The sequence below is a fragment of the Methanobacterium alcaliphilum genome (assembly GCF_023227715.1).
GTDB lineage: Archaea > Methanobacteriota > Methanobacteria > Methanobacteriales > Methanobacteriaceae > Methanobacterium_E > Methanobacterium_E alcaliphilum.
The window spans coordinates 37,566-58,120 of record NZ_JALKIF010000001.1 but is presented as its reverse complement, the minus strand read 5'-3'; the positions used below and the strand labels follow the sequence as shown (position 1 = coordinate 58,120).

The window sequence follows — 20,555 nt, the reverse complement described above, 5'->3', positions numbered from 1 at the left end:
AATAATTGTTTAAAATTTTTCAAGGTGTAAACATGTATTTAGGTAGAATGTTATCAGTAGGAAGTAATGAAAATGGTTCTTTTGCGGCTTATAGGGTTTCAAGCAGATCTTTTCCCAACAGGATGGCTAAGTCATTTGAAAATAGTGTGGCTATTATCCCTAAAGAAGGACACGAGAAAGATGTCTTTGAAAACCCTTACATTGCGTACAACTGCATAAAAATAGTTGAAGATATTGCTGTGGTGTCTAATGGTTCACATACTGATGTTATAGCAGATAAAATATCAGTAGGAATGAATATTCGAGATGCAATTGCGCTTTCTTTAATTGCCATGGACTATGAGAAAGATGATTTCAATACTCCGCGCATTGCAGGTGCTGTAACTAAAGATGGTGAAGCTTATATTGGGATCATTACTCATGAAAATGTAATTGTAGAAAAAGTTCCTGCAGGAAAATCTTATTATATCTCCACTTATGAACACATAAAACCAAATGAAGTTAAGTTCAATGCAGAAGATGCGCAGGGCGCTGCTCAATTCATAATGGATCAGGGAAAATTTAAAGAATTTACTAATCCTGTTACATCAGCAGCGGCATTTGCAGGGGCTAATTGGGAAATATTTTCGATTTAATTAATAAATTATACTAATTATTTTTTAGCAATATTTGGTGTTTAAATGCATATTCAATTACTGGGTCTCAATAAAATTCCCCTATTAAAACATGATGATGATTTAAGTGAGTTAATACTTGAGTCGGCTCAAATTCAAGATATAACTATAGAAAATGGGGATATCTTGGTAATTGCAGAAACGGCTATATCTAAAATAGAGGGAAATTTTATAGATTTAAAATCTATTATTCCAAGTCAAAAGGCAGAAGACCTGGCTTTAAAAACAGGTAAAGACCCTCAACTAGTTGAGGCTATTTTAGATCAATCAAATGAAATTGTGAAGGTTGGTCATGATTTTATTGTTTGCGAAACCAGGCATGGTTTTGTTTGTGCCAATGCGGGAATTGACGAATCAAATGTATCTGAGGGTATGGCTACCCCTATGCCTACTAACCCTGATGCTAGTGCCAAATCAATAAAAGAAAAAATAACTGAAAAAACGGGTAAAGAAATTGCAGTCATTATTTCTGATACTCAGGGAAGGCCCTTTCGAGATGGTGCAGTAGGTGTAGCAGTGGGTGTCTCAGGGATAAAAGCGATTTGGGATCGCAAAGGAGAAATTGATTTGTATGGCCGCAAACTCCAAACTACTAAAATTGCTGTTGCTGATGAATTAGCTGCTTCTGCATCACTTATAATGGGTCAGGCTGATGAGGGAATACCAGTAGTCATTGTACGGGGTTACAATAGTTTTGAATTATTAAAAGAGGATTCAAAAGAAAGAAGTAATGGGATTAAATCTTTAATCAGACCTAAAAAATTTGATGCATTTAGATGATTAGTATATATTAAAAATAACAATTATTCATTCACTGGAAGACTATTATGATTACTATACTTTCTGGGGGAACAGGAACTCCTAAATTAATTCAAGGAATTAAAGAAATTATTGATGAGTCTAATTTAAATATTATTGTTAATACATTGGAAAATGATTATTTTTCAGGAGTTTATGTTACACCAGATATTGATACTGTGTTATATACTCTGAGTGATCTTATTAATCTGGAGACATGGTATGGAATAAAAGATGATACTTTCATAACTCATGAAAAACTTAAAGAATTGGGCTGTCCTGAGCTTTTAAGAATTGGAGATAAAGATAGGGCACTTAAAATACAGAAAACGATCCTCTTAAAAAATTATCCTTTATCTCAAGTAGTTGATATTCAGCGAAAACAAATGGATATTAAAGCCAGAATTATTCCAATGAGTAATCAACAGTCAACTATTAAAATCATGACCCCTAAGGGTGAAATGAGTTTTCATCAGTTTCTAATTAAGGAACAAGGTAAAGTACCTGTGGACGATGTGGTTTATAATGAGGTTGAACCGGCACCGGATATGCTGAACATTATAGAAAATTCAGAAACCGTAGTAATCGGACCTTCAAATCCCATTACATCTATAGGTCCAATAATATCTATTAAAGGTGTTGAAAAAGCACTCAAAAAAGTGCATGTTGTAGGTGTTTCTCCTATAATTGGAAATAGTCCAGTTAGTGGCCCAGCAGCAAAATTCATGCAAGCTTGCGGTCACGAAGTTTCAGCTTTAGGTGTTTGTGATATGTACTCCAAATTTTTAGATAGATTTATAATAGATAGTGTTGATTCAGATTTAGAAACAAAAATAGAAAAACTAATTAAAGATGTTACAATAACAAACACCAAGATGCGAAACATTGGGGATAAAGTTATGTTAGCCAGAACAGTATTGGGTGAAATAGTATGATACAAATGACTCTAATTCAAATTGACAATTACGGCCCATGGACAGTTACTCCAACTCCCAGGACCGAGTCAGATCTTCAGATTTTACAAGCAGAGCTATACGCTGATTTGCAAAGACAGTTTGCCGCAAAGCAAGGGTTAGTTTTCTTCACTCGCTTTGATAATATGCTTGCAGTTACAAATAACGTTGATGTGGAGGATCATCTCCGAATTCAAAGATCAATCAGGAATAGGTATCCAATTACAGTAAGTATGGGTGTGGGTGCAGCAGAAACGCCATATGATGCTCAGCGTAATGCTACCACCGCTCTTCAAACTTATGGTGGAGCCCAATCTGATGAAAGAAATGAAGTTTTAGCCATTGATGGGTTGGTTAACAAAGAAGACAGCTTTGTACAAATAGCACACATTGATATTAATGGCATTACTGAATCATTGACCGATATTATTCCTGCTTATGATACGTCTTTCATTGTAAATCGTGTGCAGCACTTCTTAATGAAGAAATTAATTGAAAAAGGATCTTTATTATTCTTTATAGGTGGAGACAATTTCATGTCACCTTGTAATGGACTTGAACCGCAAGGTCTTCTTAAAATCATAGAAGAAATTGAAGAAGAAATAAATGTGGCGTTAAAAGCAGGTGTTGGGAAAGCTCCTACTGCTGAAAAAGCTGCTAATTTAGCGGATTTGGCATTAGAAGAAATACGTGACGGTTTTGCATATGATTTAGTTCATGTAATGAAAGAATAACTAATTGTGAGATTAGATGGTTTATTCAGGGTTTTTTTCTGTTCTGATAACTGTTGATTATTGCTTTAATAACCCTGTAATTCATTAATTTCCTTATTTTTATTTTTAATATTCCATCTTTAAATTTTAAGAGAGTGATTTTATTAAAGTATTAGCTCCCATGGCCGGAATAAGTGATGCTCAATTTTGCTTAAAACTAATCCCCTATGGTTTTGACATGGTAACATTAGGCGGTTATAATGCGGATAAATCCACTATTAAAGCTGGAAAACAAATCATTGAAAGAGGAAGAAATGAATTTGATGTGGGTGAAGAGATATTATTTGAATTAATTGAAAATCAAGCTAATACCCTAAAGAAAAACTGGAATGGTTTGGTTTCTATCAATTTAAGGGCCTTAAATCCAGAACCAATCGTTGAAATTTCTAAAATTAAAGATATTGATGTCGTAGAAATTAATGCACACTGCAGACAAAAAGAGATTACTGAAATTGGTTGTGGACAGGATCTTTTGAATGATATTGATTATTTAGAAGATTTTGTAGGGTATGTGGTGGATAATGCATCTGCAAAAGTTTCGGTAAAAATAAGGGCTAATGTTGGTGGGGTAAATGAAATTGAAGTTGCAAAAGCATTAGAACGTGCAAAATGTGATTATATTCATGTTGATGCTATGAAACCAGGCTTTAACTGTGCAGATTTTGAAGTAATAAAAAACATAAGCAAGGCCACGGATATTTTTTTAATTGGAAATAATTCCATTGTGGATATAGAATCTGCAAAAAAAATGTTTGAATCCGGTGCTTGTGGAGTATCCATTGCCAGAGCAGCAATAAGTGGAAAAATTAACTTTGATTTGTCAAAAATATGATCCCTGTTGGCTTTCAGATGAAAAAATATTTTTGAAATTTTTTAAAATCAAATAGGTCTTAAAACTGGCACAATTTAAATTTCTTTAATCCTGTTTTCAGTAAAAATAAATATAAAATTAGAAAAAACAATTTCTCCTTAAGTAATAAGACAAACTTTTAATAGATATTATCATTAAATATAAATTGACTTAAAGTTTTGGCAGCAGAATTGATCCAAGCTTTAAGAAAAGATCATTATTATTTATCACGATTTCTTCAAAAGGTGGTTACATGTCGTTTATAGTATTGGAAAACGTTACAAAGACGTTCAATGATGTGGATGTTTTAAAAAATTTAAACATAACTATAAATGAGGGCAGTGTTCTCGGTATATTGGGTAGAAGTGGATCTGGAAAATCTGTTCTCATAAACATGCTCCGGGGAATGAAAGAATACAAACCGGATCATGGTAGAATTATTTATAGGGTGGCAATATGTCCAGATTGTAATCGGGTTGAACCTCCATCTTATGCCGACAAAAGCTGCGGGTGTGGCTCTAAATTTGAAATTCAGGAAATTGATTTTTGGAATTCTAATCGGCAAGATTTTGCAGCAATCAAGCGAAGAATAGCAATAATGCTACAGAGAACTTTTGCTCTTTATGAAGATGATACGGTTATTGATAATATAATAAAATCTATGGCTGATGTTGATTATGAAGAAAGTACTTACATAGCTTTAGAACTGTTAGAAATGACTCAAATGAGTCATCGTATTACTCACATTGCCCGGGATTTAAGTGGTGGTGAAAAGCAGAGGGTTGTTTTAGCTCGGCAGATGGCTAAAAATCCCATGTTATTTTTAGCGGATGAACCTACAGGTACATTAGACCCTAAAACTGCAGAATTAATCCACCAAGCTCTCTTAGAAGGGGTAAAAGATAGGAATATTACTATGGTCATTACTTCCCATTGGCCAGAAGTAATGAAAAAATTATCGAACTATGTTATCTGGCTAGAAAAAGGTGAAGTGATTGAGGAAGGAGACCCTGATGAAGTCGTCGCAAAATTCATGGCCAAAGTACCTCTTCCTGAAAAAAGAGCTGAATTTAAAGTGGGCGGACCCATTATTGAAATGAAAGATGTCAAAAAACATTATTATTCCATTGAAAGAGGGGTTGTTAAAGCAGTAGATGGAATTAACCTCACTGTTGACGAAGGAGAAATCTTTGGAGTGGTAGGTCTAAGTGGGGCCGGCAAAACCACTCTCTCACGTATTTTATTCGGACTAACTGAACCAAGCAGTGGTGAAATTGAGGTCAAATTAGGAGATAACTGGATTGATATGACTGAAAGAGGCCCTCTTGGAAGGGGAAGAGTTATGCCCTATTTAGGAATTCTTCATCAAGAATATAGTTTATATCCGCACAGGAACGTGCTTGGAAATTTAACTGAGGCCATTAGTCTGGAACTGCCTGCAGAATTCGCGAAAATGAAAGCAGTTTATGTTTTAAAAGCTGTGGGATTCGATGAAGATTATGCTATGAATATTCTAACTAAAAGCCCAGACGAATTAAGTGGAGGGGAAAGACACAGGGTTGCTTTAGCTCAAGTTTTAATTAAAGAGCCTAATATAATAATCCTGGATGAACCCACTGGTACTATGGATCCCATTACTCGAGTACAGGTTACAGATTCTATTATTAATGCTCGAGAAGAATTAAATCAAACTTTCCTGATTATTTCTCACGACATGGACTTTGTTTTAGATGTCTGTGATAAGGCAGCTTTAATGAGAGGCGGTAAAATACTCAAGATTGGAGATCCAAAGGCGATTGTTGAAGAACTGACTCCTCATGAAAAAGAAAAGATGCTTACGGAGGATTAAATTAATTAATATTTTAATTTTAGAATTCATTTAATTGAATTATTTATCCACTTTTTCTTATATTGAGGATTAGAATTTGAAATTACACAAAATTTATTATTAAAAAATCATTGGAGGATATTACATGGTATGGGATGACGCACCATCACACGTATGCCGAGGCGGAGACAAGAGAGCTTTAACATTTTGCTGTCCACCAGTAAAACCTTGTCCCGTAATGTATGCATTAGAAGATGCAGGTTTATCTGCTCAGGATTATATTGACATTAAAGAAGAATTTGGAAAGCAAACCAGACTAGGTCAGGGAGAAGGTACTTGTTTTGGTTCTTTAGTATGGTGTTGCAAGCCATCTAAACCATGCCCCTTAAGGGATATGGTGATGAGAAGAATTGAAATGAGTCCGGAAGAATATATGACTCTTAAAAAGGAATTATCTGAAAAATTAGTTGGAAAATCGGAATTTTTCGACGAAAAAAGTATAAAAACACTGGCAGACACTTTTGATGTTACTGAAGAAGAGGCTTTATCTGTACTTCAAGAATGTGGCAATGATTTACGAACAGCTATGAAAATTCTTAGAATGAAAAAAGTTGAATAAGGTATTTTTATGGCTTGGACTCCGCTTTTCCTGCAAATGGCTGATAAAAAGGTTCTTATAATAGGATCTGGCGAAGTAGGTGAAAGGAGAGCTTTAAGATTTTTAAAAGCTGGAGCCGAAGTTGTAATCATTGGCGGGACTTTGTCAAAGGATATTCAGTATAATGGAGCAGTATCTAAACCAAGAGATGAACTTGAAAAATGGATTGAATGGTGTGATTTAGTTATAATTGCCAGTGGCGACACTGACTTTAACAATAAAGTTGCTTCCTTATCTGGAGAAAAACTTATAAATAGGGCAGATAATCCATTTGAGGGTAATTTAATTATACCTACCACTTTTTCGGTTGGTGAAGCTCAGATATCAATTTATACTGGTGGAAAAAGTCCATTAATGGCCCGAATGCTTCGAAAAAAGATTCAGGCTGCCATAACTGAAGAAGATATTCTCCAAATAGAATTACAGGATTATGCTCGTAACAAGCTTAAAATATTCACTAACAAACAAAGACTTAGGCGCCATTATCTTTATAAAATTTTGAATAATTCTAAAATTAGATATAGTTTAGAAAAAGGCAATTTGAAAGAGGCTAAATCTCAAGTTGATACTTTAATAGAAAACATGGTTTCCAATGGGGATGATTCATTTTGATTCTTAATATTAGGGTTGATCATAAAACTGCTGATATAAAAACTATGGAAAGTTCAATTTCTACTCTAGACGATCTTTTTCTGAATTTAAAATCAAAATGCAATGTAGAAGAATACATATCTCTTAGAACCTGCAATCGTTCTGAATACTACATGGTACTATCCGATAATTATTTAGGCGAAATAGAATGCGCTGATTTTGTCATTGAAAAAAATGAAGCCGCTATGATGCATCTTTTGAGGTTGGCATCTGGTTTAGAGTCAATGATTATTGGTGAAGACCAGATTCTTGGCCAGATCAAAGATGCTAAAAAGAAGGCGAAGAAAGAAGGGTCTGCTGGAATTGTATTAGATACAATTTTTAACAAGGCAATTCATGTAGGCCAATCTGTTCGTAAAAAAACCCAAATCAATAGAGGATCTGTCTCTATAGGTTCTGCTGCTGTAAATCTTGCAGAATCAGTTCATGGAAATTTAAAATGCAAAAAAGTACTTATTGTAGGGGCCGGTAAAATGGGTACTTTAGTGGCCAAGGCTCTTGTGGAAAAACATCTAAAAGCTATTGTTGTGGCTAATCGTACTCATGACCGGGCAGTATGTTTAGCAAAAGAATTAGGTGGATATGCTATTCATTTTGACAGATTAAAAGAATCTATGGAAGATGCAGATGTCATTATCAGTGCTACTGGTGCTCCACACGCTATTTTAACTTATGAAAAAGTAAAGGCGGCTGTACCTCTAGAACGCAGGAATTCTTTGGTAATGGTAGACATTGCTAATCCCCGGGATATTGAGGACGAAGTTTCAAATTTAGGAGTCAAAGTATTTAATATCGATGATCTTAGGGGAATTGCGGAGGATAACCGTAAAATTCGAAAAAAAGAAGCTAAAGAAGCTGAAAAAATTGTTGAAAATGAACTTCTTCTTCTAAATAGGTCTCTTAAACATTTAAAAGTCGAACCACTACTTTCAGATATTCGCAGCAATATGGAGCTTATTAGATATAGAGAAACTCAAAAAGCTTTGAAAAAATTAGGGAATATTAATGGTAAGGAAAAAGTTGTAGATAAACTTACAAAATCTGTTGTAGATAAAATTTTTCATGACATTGTTCTAAATCTTAGAAAAGCAGCAGAAAATGATGAAGAAGAATTAATCAAGGCCTGTGAGTTGTTATTCAATAATGAAAACTAATCTTTAATGTCGTGGGGGGTTTTTTTTAATTAATATTAATGTCGCGCCATGGTTCCCAGAAAACGGCTGGTTAATATTGCTAAATAAGGGGCAACAATAAATTCCAATATAGTTCCCCCATAAAAATCAAGTGAACCTCTTAAATCATCTAATAAGAATGGTTCAATAATTAAAAATATTATTCCTGTTAATAAGCAGACGATTAAGAATTTTTTAACACCTATTTCTCTAATTTTTCCATAAATTTGTTTGAAATTAAATGCTGAACGGATTTTACCGTGATTATGGACCATATTCAAAATTGCGGCTTGCATGAATATGAAAAATATAACGGAAATTATTCCAAAAATTAAGGTTATTATAATAGGAAACTTTAGGGGAATATCTGTATTAATATATGCAATTGTAATCCCTGTAGATAATGCAAGTAATGCCACGGGAAATATGATGTAACACATAACTACTGCACTATCTTTGACTCCATGTTTAAATAAATCCTTGATGTTGTTAAATGGGGGTAATTCATCTGATTCATCTATAGCAGATGTTTCAATTATCCTGAAAACATACCCTGCCTGAATAAAAAATACAATAACTAAAATTCCCATCAGGACCAACCATAAGTTAAATGGGATTATATCTTCAGTGGTGGTTCTATCTAATAAATCAACACTTACAAATAATATTCCCAGAAGAATAAATTTTGTCCAATCAGATGCAGCATATTTAACAGCATCTAAAAAAAGTTCTTTAATATTCATTATTACACTTTTTTAAAAAGGCTCCATATTTTTTCAGGGATTATCATTTTTCATGATAAAAAAAATTAAGAATTAAACGAACATACCTTTTGGTTCGTTCTTTTCTTTATCTTGGTTTTTAAGAGCATATTCAAAATCTTTTCGCTCCACAATAGATCTATCGTCGGATATCGCTTTATGTAAAGCTGTTTTTAGAAGTTTTTCTTTAATATCTCTTCCAGACATGCCTTTAGATAAATAAGCCAATTTTTTCCATGAAACTTTTACTTCTAAGGGCATGGATTTTATATGGTTTTGAATCATTTCTTCTCTTTCTTTTTCATTAGGCAGTTTGAACTCTATTTCTTCTTCAAACCGGCTCCTAATAGCATAGTCTAGTAAAGCGGGGTTGTTGGTTGCACCAATGGTCACTACACCATAATTTTGTTGAATACCATCCATTTCAGTTAAGAGAGCATTTACAACTTCAGAAACGTCTCCTCTTAAAGATTGGTATTTCCTATCAAGACCTATAGCATCGATTTCATCAATAAATATGACTGATGGTGATGTTTTAGATGCTAACTCAAATAAATCATGTATTTGTCGTGCACCATCTCCAACATGATCTCCAATCAATGTAGTGGCCTTTATGAGGTATAAAGGAACTTTTAGTTCATTAGATAGAGATTTTGCCAGCATAGTTTTCCCGGTTCCAGGAGTACCATAAAATAATACATTACGAGGGGCCCAATCTTTAAAATGATCTGGATCCTGCAGGTACTTCATGATTATCTTACATTTAATTTTGGCCTGTTCTTGCCCAATCACGTCGTTAATTTTTACATTTGTTTCAATTTTTTTTAATTCTTCAGTTTCCTGAAATTCAATTAGCAATATGGATGTATTTTTAGTAATTTTGGACTCATCAGGATGGGCTTTTATGACTTTGAATGCGTAATCTGGTAGTAATTTCTGATCAAAGAGAAAAGATCCTTCTTTAGCAGTAAATCCTTCCCATTGTTCTTTAGCATATAACTCAAAAAGTTCTTTATCGAAAACTTCTATTTTAGGAGTTTCTACTAAATTACAAATGAATGGATAACCTATGGGCTGCAATACTACTACTTTTGATTCTTTTATAGGGTCATTAGAATTGGTTTGTATTTTTGTTTCATTAAGGGGTGAATCATATGTAATATTATTAATTTTCACTACTTCACCTTCCAGTAAATTTGAAATATATTAAATAATTAAAAATAATAATTTTTTTTATACAGTCATTTTGAATTTGAATACATATATTCTTTTTGAATATATATAAAAAATGAGTTTTTACACATTTTTTTTGAATTAAATAGATTATTATTATTTATATCCATTTTTAAATACGTTTATAAGTTATTCTACTTTTATAAGCAAATCTATGAAAATTTAGTTTTACCTAAATATTTATATGTGATGAAGGTATATTAGAAATATAAAGTTTAGGCATACCTAAATTTATTGTGTTTAAGGGGATAATCAGATGAATGATTTAAGTTACAAAAAAATTGACATTCCTTTTACTCCAATTGTTAAAATTGTAAAAACCCATGCTAACATGGAATTGAGCATGTTAAGTAATGAATCTGTAGCTAGAACTAATCGAGCCGCGGTAGAAAACCTTCAAATATTTTTAGATGATTTGGGTCATATGGTGGCTGCTGAAGCTTCCAGAGAAGCTGCTAAAAATGGACAGAATATTATCCGGGCTGAAGATATGAAAACAGCTATTGAAACAGTGATATGTGATTTGGGATTAGCTTAATCTTTGTTTAATGATGTGATAACATGATCAAAAAGTTGAATGAACTCCAAGCAGGACAATCTGGTAATATAGTGTCTTTTAAAGGAAAAAGTGACTTAAAAAGACATTTAATGGGTCTAGGTTTTGTTAAAGGTGCCCATATAGAACTAAGAAGAGTAGCACCTTTGGGAGATCCTATTGAAATCAGAATTAAGGGTTGTTCTATATCTTTGAGAAAAGAAGAAGCCCAAAATATTGAAGTTGAGTTAAAATAATCTAATCTTTTATTGTATAAAGGAGTTTAATGATGGAAAAAATAAGAATTGCCCTTGCCGGTAACCCCAATGTTGGAAAAAGTACCCTTTTCAATCAACTTACAGGCATGCGCCAACATGTGGGTAACTGGCCAGGCAAAACAGTGGAAAAAAAGGAAGGCATATTCGGATATGATGATAAAGAAATACAAGTAGTTGATCTTCCAGGAAATTACAGTCTCAGTGCTTATTCTATTGAAGAAATTGTTTCTAGAGATTACATTGTTGAAGAAAATCCTGATGTTGTTGTTAATATTATTGATGCCTCTAATTTAGAAAGAAACCTGTACTTAACCATTCAAATGATGGAACTAGGTGCTAATTTAGTACTGGCACTGAATATGAATAAATTTGCTTCTAAAAAAGGATTATCTATAGATGCAAAAAAATTATCTAAATTGTTGGGAATACCTGTGGTAAAGATCGAAGCTTCAGACGAAACAGGCCGTGAAGATCTATTAAAATCCATAAAACAGGTTTATAAAAAACCTAACGATGTTAAAAATAGATTGAATTATGGTGTAGAATTATCTGAACACATAATTGAACTTCAAAAAATAATAGAAGCAGATAAAAATTTAGGTGATGCACCTTCAAAATGGATTGCCATAAAACTTCTTGAAAATGATAAAATTGTAAAAGAAAAGGTTGAAAAGACTTTAAATGGCGAAAATATTTTAGCTAAATCCGAAAATATTCAAAAACATCTAAAAGACGTTTTTGGTGAAGATTCTGATGAGGCCATTGCTGATGCAAGATATGGATTTATTGCCGGATTAATGCAAGAATCTGTTAAAAAGCCTAAAATTGATAAAATTACTCGTTCAGATTATATTGATCGTGTTGTAACTAATAAATACTTGGGAATTCCCATATTCTTATTCATAATGTGGTTAACTTTCCAAATCACATTTACGGTTGGAGCTCCCTTCCAGGAATTAGTTGAAACTTTCTTTGGATGGTTGGGTGAGGCCATGGCTGGAATTTTAGGAACAGGATGGTTTTCATCTTTGGTAGTAGATGGGATAATAGGCGGTGTTGGTGGGGTATTAGTATTTGTACCACTCATTTTCCTGTTATTCTTAATGCTGAGCATACTTGAGGATAGTGGTTACCTCGCCAGAGCAGCATTTGTCATGGATAAACTGATGCATAAATTAGTAGGATTACATGGAAAATCATTTATCCCCATGATACTTGGCTTTGGTTGTTGCGTGCCGGGAATAATGGCAACAAGGACTTTAGAAAATGAAAAAGACCGCTTATTGACTATGTTAATCGTTCCTTTCATGTCATGCAGTGCAAAACTGCCCGTATATGCTCTTTTTGCTGCAGCATTTTTCTCAGCTTATCAAGGGTGGGTAATATTCTCCATTTATTTGTTGGGAATGGCAGTCGCCATTATCATGGCATTTATATTTAAGAAAACTGTATTTAAAGGAATGTCAGCACCATTTGTAATGGAACTTCCCCCATATAGGCGACCAACTGTAAAAGGAACTTTAATCCATACTTGGGAAAGGGGATATCTTTTCATTAAAAGAGCAGGTACAATTATTTTCGCTTTATCTGTGGTGATATGGGTGCTGAGTAGTTTACCCATGGGTGTTGAATATGGGTCCCAAGCAAGTATCACGGGACAAATTGGAACTGCTATGGCGCCAGTATTCGCACCTCTTGGATTTGGTGAATGGCAACCTTCAGTGTCTTTAATCTTTGGTGTTTTAGCTAAAGAAGTTGTAATCAGCACCTTCGGGACATTATATGGTGTTGGGGAAGAAGGCGGCGGTATTATAATGGCTCTACATGATACCTTCAGTCCACTTGCAGCTTATTCATTTATGGCATTTGTTCTGTTGTACATACCTTGTCTAGCCACTATTGGAGCTATAAAAAGAGAAACGAACACATGGAAATGGCCTATTTTCACCATAATCTACACTACGGTTGTGGCATGGGTGGTTTCATTCCTTATTTATCAGGGTGGATCTCTATTAGGATTTGCTTAAATGATAAATAAAATTTTTAGGAGGTGATCTAATGACCACGAGAAGTGGAATAATCGGCCTTAGAAAATGTAAAAAAGATGGGGATATGGAGGATGATTCATCTAAATTAGAAGATGACTAACTGTTTCATATTCATTTTTACCCATTTTTTTATTAAATCAAGAGTGTTAATCTAGTTAAAAAATAAAGTTGGTGGTGTATGTTGATTTGTAAAATATGTGGCTATTCCTTTGATGAAAGTATAAAATCTAAAACATGTAAGGGATGCCCATCTCATAACTGTAAAATGGCAAAGTGTCCTAATTGTGGCTATGAAAACTTACCAGATAAAAATCAAATAAATTTTATAAAAATACTTAAAGAAAAATTAAACATGGTCAAATGTAACTTATAAAATTAATTTAAGAAAATAATCTCATGGTTATTTTAACAATTTTTCATAACAGGACTTCAACTTCAAAGCGTCCTGGTCTATTAACGGAGTTTCACAGATAATAGTTGAATTCCATCCCGCATTAATCAATGTTTCAAGAAGGGGCTCTACCGGGGGGCCGTACTCTTTTTCGTCCAGGGTGTGATGTTTACGCTCACCTGCTTTTGTATATTCAATACGTGTAAAGTGACAGTGCAATCTTTTTATATCCAGTTCACTTTCCAGATAATCTAATATTTTTTGATAATCATCTGAATTTTGGATAGAACCTTCCCCTCGAGCATGGACATGAGCAAAATCTATAGTAGGGGCAAAATGATCAAAACTGTGACATATTTCAACTATCTCTTCCAGGTTTCCTAGCTGTGATTTTTTACCAGTAGTTTCTGGCGCGAAAGTGAATTTTTTAATCCCTAAACTCCCTAATTTTTCTAAAATATCCCTTATGGCGTTTTTACAAACATCCATGGCTTCTTTTGGTGTATACTTAGTATAAAAACCCGGGTGAAAAACTATTCTATATGCATCTAACCATTCTGCGGCTTGTGCTGATTGTATGAGTCTTTCTATGGATCTATTTATCACATCGGGGTCTTGCGATGATAAATTTATGTAATAGGGGGCATGTATTGAAACCCTTATTTTATTATCTTTAGAATTTTTTTGAAGTTCTCTAGCGGATTTTTCACCAATACGAACGCCATATGTGGCCTGGTATTCATAAGCACCTAATCCTTCTTTAGATATATAACTGCAAACTTGTGTTGTTTTCCCTTTATATTCGATGGGGTTTCCGGCGGGACCAAATATGATTTTATGACTCATGGGATCACTGATTAAAAGTTTAGTATGTAAGTGGTTAATTAATAAAAATAGATTGAAAATAAAAAAATTAAATAAAAAATGGGTTTTTTATAATATGCCCATGGCCTTATTTGTTTTGGCAATGGACTTATTATTTTCTTCTTCCATTTCTAGCATAGCCCTTATGGCGTCTACATTTTCTGGAACAACGTCTGATTCCTGGTGTACGGCTTGCATATAATATAACTCACCATCTACCACATTTAAAGACTCTTCCCAGACGGGTATTTCAAATAAATCGTTTCTAGATCTACCTAATTCTTTTGCATATTCCATTAATTCGGCTGTGGAACCTAATCCTTCGCTAGCTTTAACTAACAATACTCTAGGGGTTGCATTGAGTTTTGCTTTGATTTCATCTACATCTACGGGATTTTCCAGTTCCACCATAAGATTGTGCTGGTGCATTAAAGTGGTGGGAACCAGTAAAGCTACTGTGTTAATGTTAACTCCATACATTACTGTTTTAAGGTCCGGGCCATGATGAGAAGGAACTGTGGGTGGGTTGGGTACCACTGCATTTATAGGTCCTTTGTTAATCTGTGAGGGATCTCCTCCCCGGCGTACCATAACTGCTCTTACTTTTTTTATCCCACAAAGATCATTAATAGGTTTTAATGTTCGAGTGAGCCCGGTGGTGTTACATGATACCACTCTAGCGTAATCTTTTCCAAATGAGTCTGAGTAGTTAGCAAATGAATTAAAGGATAATCCCACATTGTCATGCTTTTCCCCACCTTGGAAGATGGCCTTAATACCCAGCTTTTTATAAATTTCCAGGTTTTTTGCCCCAATACCTTCTGGGGTACAATCTACTACAATATCTGTTTTATCAAGCATTTCGTCCACAGTACCGCTAATTTCGATTCCCGCGTCCTGGAAAAGTTTTTCTCGCTCAGGTATGCTAATATAAAGATCGTATCCTTTTTCTACAGCCATTCTTGCTTCAAAGTCAGGTTTGGTTTTGCTTACTCCAACGATCTTCATGTCATCCTGGGCCGAGACAGCGTCTGCCACTCTTTTGCCTATTGTCCCATATCCATTTACTGCAACAGATTTCATTTAATTACCTCCCATGAATTACCAGTTCATTTAAAAAAGAATTTAAATCCTTTTTTAAAAGAATCAAAGTAAGATAAATTTACTCTAAAAATATATTTTATACTCTTACTTTTATAAATTTTATTATATTAATTTAGGGATTTAAGATAAAAAAAGCATTAAAACTCACATTTTTTTTATTTAAAAATTTAATATACTTTATTCAGTGCAGGCAAAACACGATTTTTTTTTAAATAGCTTTCTGATAATTTAAATAAAAAAAATAAAATTTCAAGGCCTATAATTTTATTAAGGCCTTTTAATTAGTTTAAGGATTGTTTTCATTCCAATGACTCTAATTTTTCAGGGAAATATGTGTCTACAACATATTCTAAACCATATTTTGAAAAAGACTGCTGTTCTGCCTTTTTACCGATTTTAAGCATCTTTTTAATTTCCGTTTGCCAGTGTTCATCCCGGTATCGCGGATCTTTACTCAGTTCTTTTAAACGGAGAACATCAATGTCTTTTAAAGGATCTGTTGGAAGTTCGTAATTGATAATATCACTGGCAGTAACTCCCAAAAACTTGGCATCCGGTGTAGCTAACTGGTGGTTTACATGAGCGAGTTTTGCACTTCCTGAGATAATAACCATGGCAATGTGGAATCCCCATGGGTCTCCGTCGTTACAAACATAAACAGGGAGTTTTAATTCTTCATTAACTCTTTTCAAAAACCTTCGAGTAGCCCGGGCGGCCTGACCTTTCAGCCCTACAATCAATGTATCAAATTTGTCATATGCCTTTTCCTGAACCATCCTGTGGAACATCCCCATGGTTTCCACAGCTATAACTCTTTTAACATCGTGTTCTAAAAATTCAACTTCATCAATGGTGGGTGAAATAGTATATCCTGATTTCCCAGACCTTAGCGCGTTAATTTCTATGTCTCCTTCTTGTAAGGTGATTTTTCCATATACTGATGCACCGTCTTCTTCAGGCATTAAACCTAAATCCTCCCTGGTCATTCCCAGAGTTACTTCTAAATCTTCCCCAACGATGTTGGATTCCTGCTGGTCTCCGAAGTCCACGTCCCATCCTTCAGAGATATAGTAAAGCTCCCTCAGGGTAGCTGTTTTTTCACGTGCTACTAAATCCTTACAGAAATTGGCAGTATATACCATCTGACCAATTTTTTTAATCTGTTTCACATTACCCAGGGAACGTTTACCATATCTGTCCCCTAGAACGTAATGGCGTTTTATATCGTCATAAACAATGTTAGAGGTACCTCTAGAGGGTACTCGCACGTCTGGAACTTTATTCTCGGCTACATCTTCAATTATAGTTTCTCCCAGACTTTTAAGCTTGTTAATAGCGATTTCTTTCCGATCTAATTTATTGGTACTTTCCATCTAAGTGTCCCCTTGAGTTTATTCATTAACATCTTCTACTTCTTCGATATCAACCGGTTCGTCCTCGTCGTCGATATCCGTTGGTTCTCCCAGTAATTCGGCCTGCGCTCTACGGGTTACTTTTTCCAACACCGGTTTATAGTCGGGCACTTCAATTTCCGCTAGATTAGCTGCTTCTCTTATAATGACTGGGACATAAGTGTCAAATACTTTGGCACGCATGGCTTCTTCTTTTGCTGCTTTTTTAGCTCTTAAATATTTTTGAAGCTTTCTGGCAACTTTCATGGTTGTTTGCCGTACTTCGTGCAAGATTTCAGGTTCTGGAGCAACACTTTGCTTACCTGTAGATAAGTAAGGAACTTGAGTAGACACAATATTGACAAAGATGGTTATGGGTGCATTGTCTAAATCACGGATACCATATCTCTTCCAATCAATACTTTTGAGACCTTCTGTTATAGCACAACTTCCCTGATCAAAGGTTAAAGGCACCCGATTTGCAAAACGCATAATTTCTGCTTTTCTTTGTTCTCCAACCATTCGCCCAGAGTCTCCACCATAGGCAATTCCTGCTTCTATGATGAATGCCACACCCCCTCGGTAAGTTACAGGTTTTCTGGTGGTGGCTGATACAAATTCGGGATTTAATATTTCCACCACTCCTTTTTCAATCTGCTCTTGACCAATAGGGATAAGTCCGGAAGTTGGTGGCGCCATAAAGTCCATTTTTTGGAATAATTCTACGATTTGCTCTGCTTCTTCCCACTTCATATCTTTTGGCCTTTTATTAAGGTCGATTCCGGTTATTTCCTGAATTTCATTTACTCGCTTAATTGACATTCTGGAGAGGGAGCTAGTAAGCAAGCTTCTGAATCGGCGTTTATCTGTATGTTTGGCCATGAAAATAAGATCATCTGCAGTAACTCCTTTAGGGTGAGGCAAAACTTCTTTAGGAAGAGGTGGAATAACATCCGAAGCCCTGTTAAATATGTATTTATGTCCTGTAGGGTCTCTAAAGATGATTTTAGAGTGGGGATTTCCAATCATGGTTCGTCGAATGTATTCAAATGCGCCCTGTTCTGAGAGGGAATAAGAAACATCTTTAAAGTGTAATTCCACACACACTCCAGTTTCTTTAACCTCAACTTCTTTTTTCTCTAGAACTAAACCTTGATTTTTCTTTACGTCCATTTTCAAGGTCATTTGAACGCCTTTAATATTCCCATTTTCTTTATATCCTGAGATAATTCTGGCAGGTTTTCCAGTGGTCATTTGAGATAACAAAACACATCCACTGCATCCTAATCCTTGCTGACCTCGGGATTGTATGTTTCTAAATTTGGAACCGGCAAACATGGTACAGAATACTTTGGTAATGAAATCTTCAGGTATTCCTGGCCCATTATCTCGGTGACGTAAAACGTAGTGATCTTTATCTAATCTCTGAAGGTCAATTTTTATTTCAGGAAGTATTCCTGCTTCTTCTGCAGCATCAAAACTGTTAGTAATTAATTCGTGGAAAACTATGGTAAGGGATCTTATCTTACCAGAAAATCCTAACATCTGTTTGTTTTTACGGAAAAATTCAGATGCTGTAAGTTCTTGGAACTCTTCAAAGAGTTCTCCGGCTTGTATTTCCAAGGTTACCCTCCTTTATGATTAATTTTTTTGATAACTTCAAATCAAAGTAAGTACTTATCTAGATAAGTTAATACTATATTATATACTTGCATTGTTTTTGGCTATCTTGATAATCTAATTTAAGATATCTCTTAGCAAGTTAATTTAAAGTAGGAAATATCTTAAAATCTAAGATTCTTTAAAATGTATATTAGATTTATAACTATACATATATTTTTTCATTTGCCCCATATATACCAAATGATACAAAATAGAATTAGTTTGCAATTCACATATAAAATTATTACATGTGACTGCAATTAAATAGTAAATTTTGGTAAAACTATTCTCTTAAATTAATAGTTTCCTGAAAGTGTTTCATTTTCATTTCCTGTTTTTTCTTTTCAAGGAAACCATACACAGACTTGTGCCGGGAACCATTTAAAATCATCTCAACAGCTTCTTTTGCTATTAATAGATTTTCAAGGTCACCAATGATAGAAACAGTTTTCCCATAAACTGACATATCTACACCAGTCATTTCATGAATTATTTGTCTGGTTATGCCATCTCTTCCAATAATACGTCCTTTTTGACGTGCTATAGCTTTTTTAGATTTTCCCACATATTCGGTGAGTTTAATTATGTCCAGTGCCACATCATCATCTATTAAACGAAGAGCGATTTCTGGATTAAATCCTCTACCAATGGCTTTCACGATATTTCGAGTTTTCCATGGTGATAAAGGGTCTTCAAGTTCTTCTTCTTGAGGGTTAATGGTCACAGTTCCTGCTTCACTATCAATGTCTAAGTAAGTTTGAGTTAATTTTTCAATGTGCTGTTTGGTTTCTCCTTTCTTTCCAATTAAAACCCCTACACGTTCGCGTGGAATTTTGAGATATTCTGTGGTGGGCATATATTTCACCTCTTTTAATTGATATGATGTTTAATCATATTTAGAATTCGTTTCATTTACTATATATTATTTTTTTATTAGTTTTATTTTGCAGTGATTTCTAGAAATTAAGCAATAAAAACATGTTTATCAATGGATAAATTTAATTTTTTTCTTATTTTAATAATTAAAAGTTAAAAAATAAATATCATAAAAATTGTATGACTATTTTTCAATAATTTTTTGCTTTATTTCATCATGGGTGGCAAAAACACCGAATTTTTTAAAGTCACGAATAATATTATCAATGTCTCTTTCTAAAAGTTCTCTTGATATAGGGTGATCAGTGACCACTGATTGAGAAACGTCAATAATAACTGGCTCTTCATTGTGGTTAAGGATATTGTATCCTGAAAGATCTCCATGAACTAATTTTGCGTCATGATACATTTTTTTCATAGCATTTATCAATGTTTCAAAGCATTTTTCAGGTTTTTCGGGGGGCTGGTTTCTTAAAGTGGGTGCAGGATTACCATCTTCATCACCAATAAACTCCATTAAAAGAACATTATTTTTAGCAATTACTGGCTCAGGAACATTAATGTCTGCTTCTAAACAACGGTTAAGATTTCTGAATTCTTTGTTGACCCATGCATTGACTAACTGTCTTTTATTATTTGTTCTGACTTTAAATCTAGGATCGCCCTGAATATAATACTGCATTTTTTTAAAATCAGAGGTGTTAATACGATATATCTTGACGGCTACAATATGGCCTTTATCATGGATTCCTTTAAAAACATTGGCTTCTTTACCAGTACTAATAGCTCCATTTAAAATATTTAAATAACCGTTATTAGCTAATTTGTAGAGTGTTTCCAGTGTTAGTTTATCAAATACTTCGCTGGCTACTCTTCTATCTTCAACACTTTTTAGGCGTTTTTCAGCTCTCATTTTATCCAGAGCTGCGTCTGCTTTAGATACTTTAGGATCCATTAAATCAACGCGGTGATTTTTTTAAAATTATAATATGATTTATAAATATTGATATTAATAATAAAATTAGTAAAATCAAGAGTAATGATGGTTGGAATTA

Annotated in this window: 21 protein-coding genes; 13 read left to right on the top strand and 8 right to left on the bottom strand. The window is 34.1% G+C overall.

Going from position 1 to position 20,555, the window contains the following annotated elements:
- The first annotated feature begins 32 nt into the window (after positions 1 to 32).
- The 9 genes from MXE27_RS00280 (at position 33) to hemA (ending at position 8,339) form a co-directional block, all read left to right on the top strand.
- A complete protein-coding gene (locus MXE27_RS00280; RefSeq protein ID WP_248610394.1) occupies positions 33 to 635 on the top strand; it encodes an IMP cyclohydrolase in 603 nt (200 codons plus the stop codon).
- Between the two features lie 45 nt (positions 636 to 680).
- On the top strand, positions 681 to 1,454 hold the full coding sequence (locus MXE27_RS00275; protein ID WP_248610393.1) for a coenzyme F420-0:L-glutamate ligase: 774 nt from the start codon (positions 681 to 683) through the stop codon (positions 1,452 to 1,454).
- Between the two features lie 47 nt (positions 1,455 to 1,501).
- Positions 1,502 to 2,407, top strand: a complete 906-nt coding sequence (cofD, locus tag MXE27_RS00270; RefSeq protein ID WP_248610392.1) for a 2-phospho-L-lactate transferase — start codon at positions 1,502 to 1,504, stop codon at positions 2,405 to 2,407.
- Positions 2,404 to 3,159, top strand: coding sequence for a GTP cyclohydrolase III (locus tag MXE27_RS00265; protein ID WP_248610391.1), 756 nt, complete (start codon positions 2,404 to 2,406; stop codon positions 3,157 to 3,159). Before cofD ends, MXE27_RS00265 begins: the two co-directional genes overlap by 4 nt.
- Before the next feature lie 160 nt (positions 3,160 to 3,319).
- Positions 3,320 to 4,030, top strand: a complete 711-nt coding sequence (locus tag MXE27_RS00260) for an MJ0144 family RNA dihydrouridine synthase-like protein (protein WP_248610390.1) — start codon at positions 3,320 to 3,322, stop codon at positions 4,028 to 4,030.
- A 271-nt stretch (positions 4,031 to 4,301) separates the two neighbouring features.
- Entirely contained in the window at positions 4,302 to 5,897 is a 1,596-nt protein-coding gene (gene atwA / locus MXE27_RS00255) for a methyl coenzyme M reductase system, component A2 (RefSeq protein ID WP_248610389.1), read from the top strand.
- 124 nt (positions 5,898 to 6,021) lie between these two features.
- A complete protein-coding gene (locus MXE27_RS00250) occupies positions 6,022 to 6,495 on the top strand; it encodes a methanogenesis marker 9 domain-containing protein (protein WP_248610388.1) in 474 nt (157 codons plus the stop codon).
- Positions 6,496 to 6,504: 9 nt separating this feature from the next.
- On the top strand, positions 6,505 to 7,146 hold the full coding sequence (locus MXE27_RS00245; protein ID WP_248610387.1) for a precorrin-2 dehydrogenase/sirohydrochlorin ferrochelatase family protein: 642 nt from the start codon (positions 6,505 to 6,507) through the stop codon (positions 7,144 to 7,146).
- On the top strand, positions 7,143 to 8,339 hold the full coding sequence (gene hemA, locus MXE27_RS00240; protein WP_248610386.1) for a glutamyl-tRNA reductase: 1,197 nt from the start codon (positions 7,143 to 7,145) through the stop codon (positions 8,337 to 8,339). The genes MXE27_RS00245 and hemA overlap by 4 nt, the downstream gene beginning before the upstream one ends.
- A gap of 35 nt (positions 8,340 to 8,374) precedes the next feature.
- Here the strand turns inward: hemA and MXE27_RS00235 are convergent, their stop codons facing one another.
- Positions 8,375 to 9,100: a DUF4013 domain-containing protein gene (locus tag MXE27_RS00235; RefSeq protein ID WP_248610385.1), complete on the bottom strand. Its 726-nt coding sequence runs from the start codon at positions 9,098 to 9,100 to the stop codon at positions 8,375 to 8,377.
- A 72-nt stretch (positions 9,101 to 9,172) separates the two neighbouring features.
- Positions 9,173 to 10,294, bottom strand: coding sequence for an AAA family ATPase (locus MXE27_RS00230; RefSeq protein WP_248610384.1), 1,122 nt, complete (start codon positions 10,292 to 10,294; stop codon positions 9,173 to 9,175).
- A 313-nt stretch (positions 10,295 to 10,607) separates the two neighbouring features.
- Here MXE27_RS00230 and MXE27_RS00225 point away from each other — a divergent pair, with 313 nt between their 5' ends.
- The 4 genes from MXE27_RS00225 (at position 10,608) to MXE27_RS00210 (ending at position 13,585) form a co-directional block, all read left to right on the top strand.
- Entirely contained in the window at positions 10,608 to 10,889 is a 282-nt protein-coding gene (locus MXE27_RS00225) for an NFYB/HAP3 family transcription factor subunit (RefSeq protein WP_248610383.1), read from the top strand.
- A gap of 23 nt (positions 10,890 to 10,912) precedes the next feature.
- The gene (locus MXE27_RS00220; protein ID WP_248610382.1) at positions 10,913 to 11,143 is read left to right on the top strand and encodes a FeoA family protein; all 231 of its coding nucleotides are present in this window, start codon (positions 10,913 to 10,915) and stop codon (positions 11,141 to 11,143) included.
- A gap of 32 nt (positions 11,144 to 11,175) precedes the next feature.
- A complete protein-coding gene (gene feoB, locus MXE27_RS00215) occupies positions 11,176 to 13,191 on the top strand; it encodes a ferrous iron transport protein B (RefSeq protein ID WP_248610381.1) in 2,016 nt (671 codons plus the stop codon).
- Positions 13,192 to 13,393: 202 nt separating this feature from the next.
- A complete protein-coding gene (locus tag MXE27_RS00210) occupies positions 13,394 to 13,585 on the top strand; it encodes a DNA helicase PriA (protein WP_248610380.1) in 192 nt (63 codons plus the stop codon).
- Between the two features lie 27 nt (positions 13,586 to 13,612).
- Here MXE27_RS00210 and MXE27_RS00205 read toward each other — a convergent pair whose 3' ends face one another.
- From MXE27_RS00205 to MXE27_RS00180, 6 genes are all read right to left on the bottom strand, one after another.
- Positions 13,613 to 14,449, bottom strand: coding sequence for a TIM barrel protein (locus MXE27_RS00205; RefSeq protein WP_248610379.1), 837 nt, complete (start codon positions 14,447 to 14,449; stop codon positions 13,613 to 13,615).
- 87 nt (positions 14,450 to 14,536) lie between these two features.
- On the bottom strand, positions 14,537 to 15,550 hold the full coding sequence (locus MXE27_RS00200) for a phosphorylating glyceraldehyde-3-phosphate dehydrogenase (RefSeq protein WP_248610378.1): 1,014 nt from the start codon (positions 15,548 to 15,550) through the stop codon (positions 14,537 to 14,539).
- 320 nt (positions 15,551 to 15,870) lie between these two features.
- A complete protein-coding gene (locus tag MXE27_RS00195; RefSeq protein ID WP_248610377.1) occupies positions 15,871 to 16,944 on the bottom strand; it encodes a DNA topoisomerase IV subunit A in 1,074 nt (357 codons plus the stop codon).
- Between the two features lie 18 nt (positions 16,945 to 16,962).
- Positions 16,963 to 18,585, bottom strand: coding sequence for a DNA topoisomerase VI subunit B (gene top6B / locus MXE27_RS00190; RefSeq protein WP_248610376.1), 1,623 nt, complete (start codon positions 18,583 to 18,585; stop codon positions 16,963 to 16,965).
- A 322-nt stretch (positions 18,586 to 18,907) separates the two neighbouring features.
- Positions 18,908 to 19,480 carry a KH domain-containing protein gene (locus MXE27_RS00185; RefSeq protein WP_248610375.1) on the bottom strand — a complete coding sequence of 191 codons (573 nt, stop codon included), beginning with the start codon at positions 19,478 to 19,480 and terminating at the stop codon, positions 18,908 to 18,910.
- Positions 19,481 to 19,684: 204 nt separating this feature from the next.
- The gene (locus MXE27_RS00180) at positions 19,685 to 20,455 is read right to left on the bottom strand and encodes a serine protein kinase RIO (RefSeq protein ID WP_248610374.1); all 771 of its coding nucleotides are present in this window, start codon (positions 20,453 to 20,455) and stop codon (positions 19,685 to 19,687) included.
- Between the last annotated feature and the right edge of the window lie 100 nt (positions 20,456 to 20,555).

What these genes read in the sequence shown, in the direction of transcription:
- MXE27_RS00280 (WP_248610394.1), top strand. Translation starts at nt 33, where the DNA reads ATGTATTTAGGTAGAATGTTATCAGTAGGAAGTAATGAAAATGGTTCT.
- MXE27_RS00275 (WP_248610393.1), top strand. Translation starts at nt 681, where the DNA reads ATGCATATTCAATTACTGGGTCTCAATAAAATTCCCCTATTAAAACAT.
- cofD (WP_248610392.1), top strand. Translation starts at nt 1,502, where the DNA reads ATGATTACTATACTTTCTGGGGGAACAGGAACTCCTAAATTAATTCAA.
- MXE27_RS00265 (WP_248610391.1), top strand. Translation starts at nt 2,404, where the DNA reads ATGATACAAATGACTCTAATTCAAATTGACAATTACGGCCCATGGACA.
- MXE27_RS00260 (WP_248610390.1), top strand. Translation starts at nt 3,320, where the DNA reads ATGGCCGGAATAAGTGATGCTCAATTTTGCTTAAAACTAATCCCCTAT.
- atwA (WP_248610389.1), top strand. Translation starts at nt 4,302, where the DNA reads ATGTCGTTTATAGTATTGGAAAACGTTACAAAGACGTTCAATGATGTG.
- MXE27_RS00250 (WP_248610388.1), top strand. Translation starts at nt 6,022, where the DNA reads ATGGTATGGGATGACGCACCATCACACGTATGCCGAGGCGGAGACAAG.
- MXE27_RS00245 (WP_248610387.1), top strand. Translation starts at nt 6,505, where the DNA reads ATGGCTTGGACTCCGCTTTTCCTGCAAATGGCTGATAAAAAGGTTCTT.
- MXE27_RS00235 (WP_248610385.1), bottom strand. Translation starts at nt 9,100, where the DNA reads ATGAATATTAAAGAACTTTTTTTAGATGCTGTTAAATATGCTGCATCT.
- MXE27_RS00225 (WP_248610383.1), top strand. Translation starts at nt 10,608, where the DNA reads ATGAATGATTTAAGTTACAAAAAAATTGACATTCCTTTTACTCCAATT.
- MXE27_RS00220 (WP_248610382.1), top strand. Translation starts at nt 10,913, where the DNA reads ATGATCAAAAAGTTGAATGAACTCCAAGCAGGACAATCTGGTAATATA.
- feoB (WP_248610381.1), top strand. Translation starts at nt 11,176, where the DNA reads ATGGAAAAAATAAGAATTGCCCTTGCCGGTAACCCCAATGTTGGAAAA.
- MXE27_RS00205 (WP_248610379.1), bottom strand. Translation starts at nt 14,449, where the DNA reads ATGAGTCATAAAATCATATTTGGTCCCGCCGGAAACCCCATCGAATAT.
- MXE27_RS00200 (WP_248610378.1), bottom strand. Translation starts at nt 15,550, where the DNA reads ATGAAATCTGTTGCAGTAAATGGATATGGGACAATAGGCAAAAGAGTG.
- MXE27_RS00195 (WP_248610377.1), bottom strand. Translation starts at nt 16,944, where the DNA reads ATGGAAAGTACCAATAAATTAGATCGGAAAGAAATCGCTATTAACAAG.
- MXE27_RS00185 (WP_248610375.1), bottom strand. Translation starts at nt 19,480, where the DNA reads ATGCCCACCACAGAATATCTCAAAATTCCACGCGAACGTGTAGGGGTT.
- MXE27_RS00180 (WP_248610374.1), bottom strand. Translation starts at nt 20,455, where the DNA reads ATGGATCCTAAAGTATCTAAAGCAGACGCAGCTCTGGATAAAATGAGA.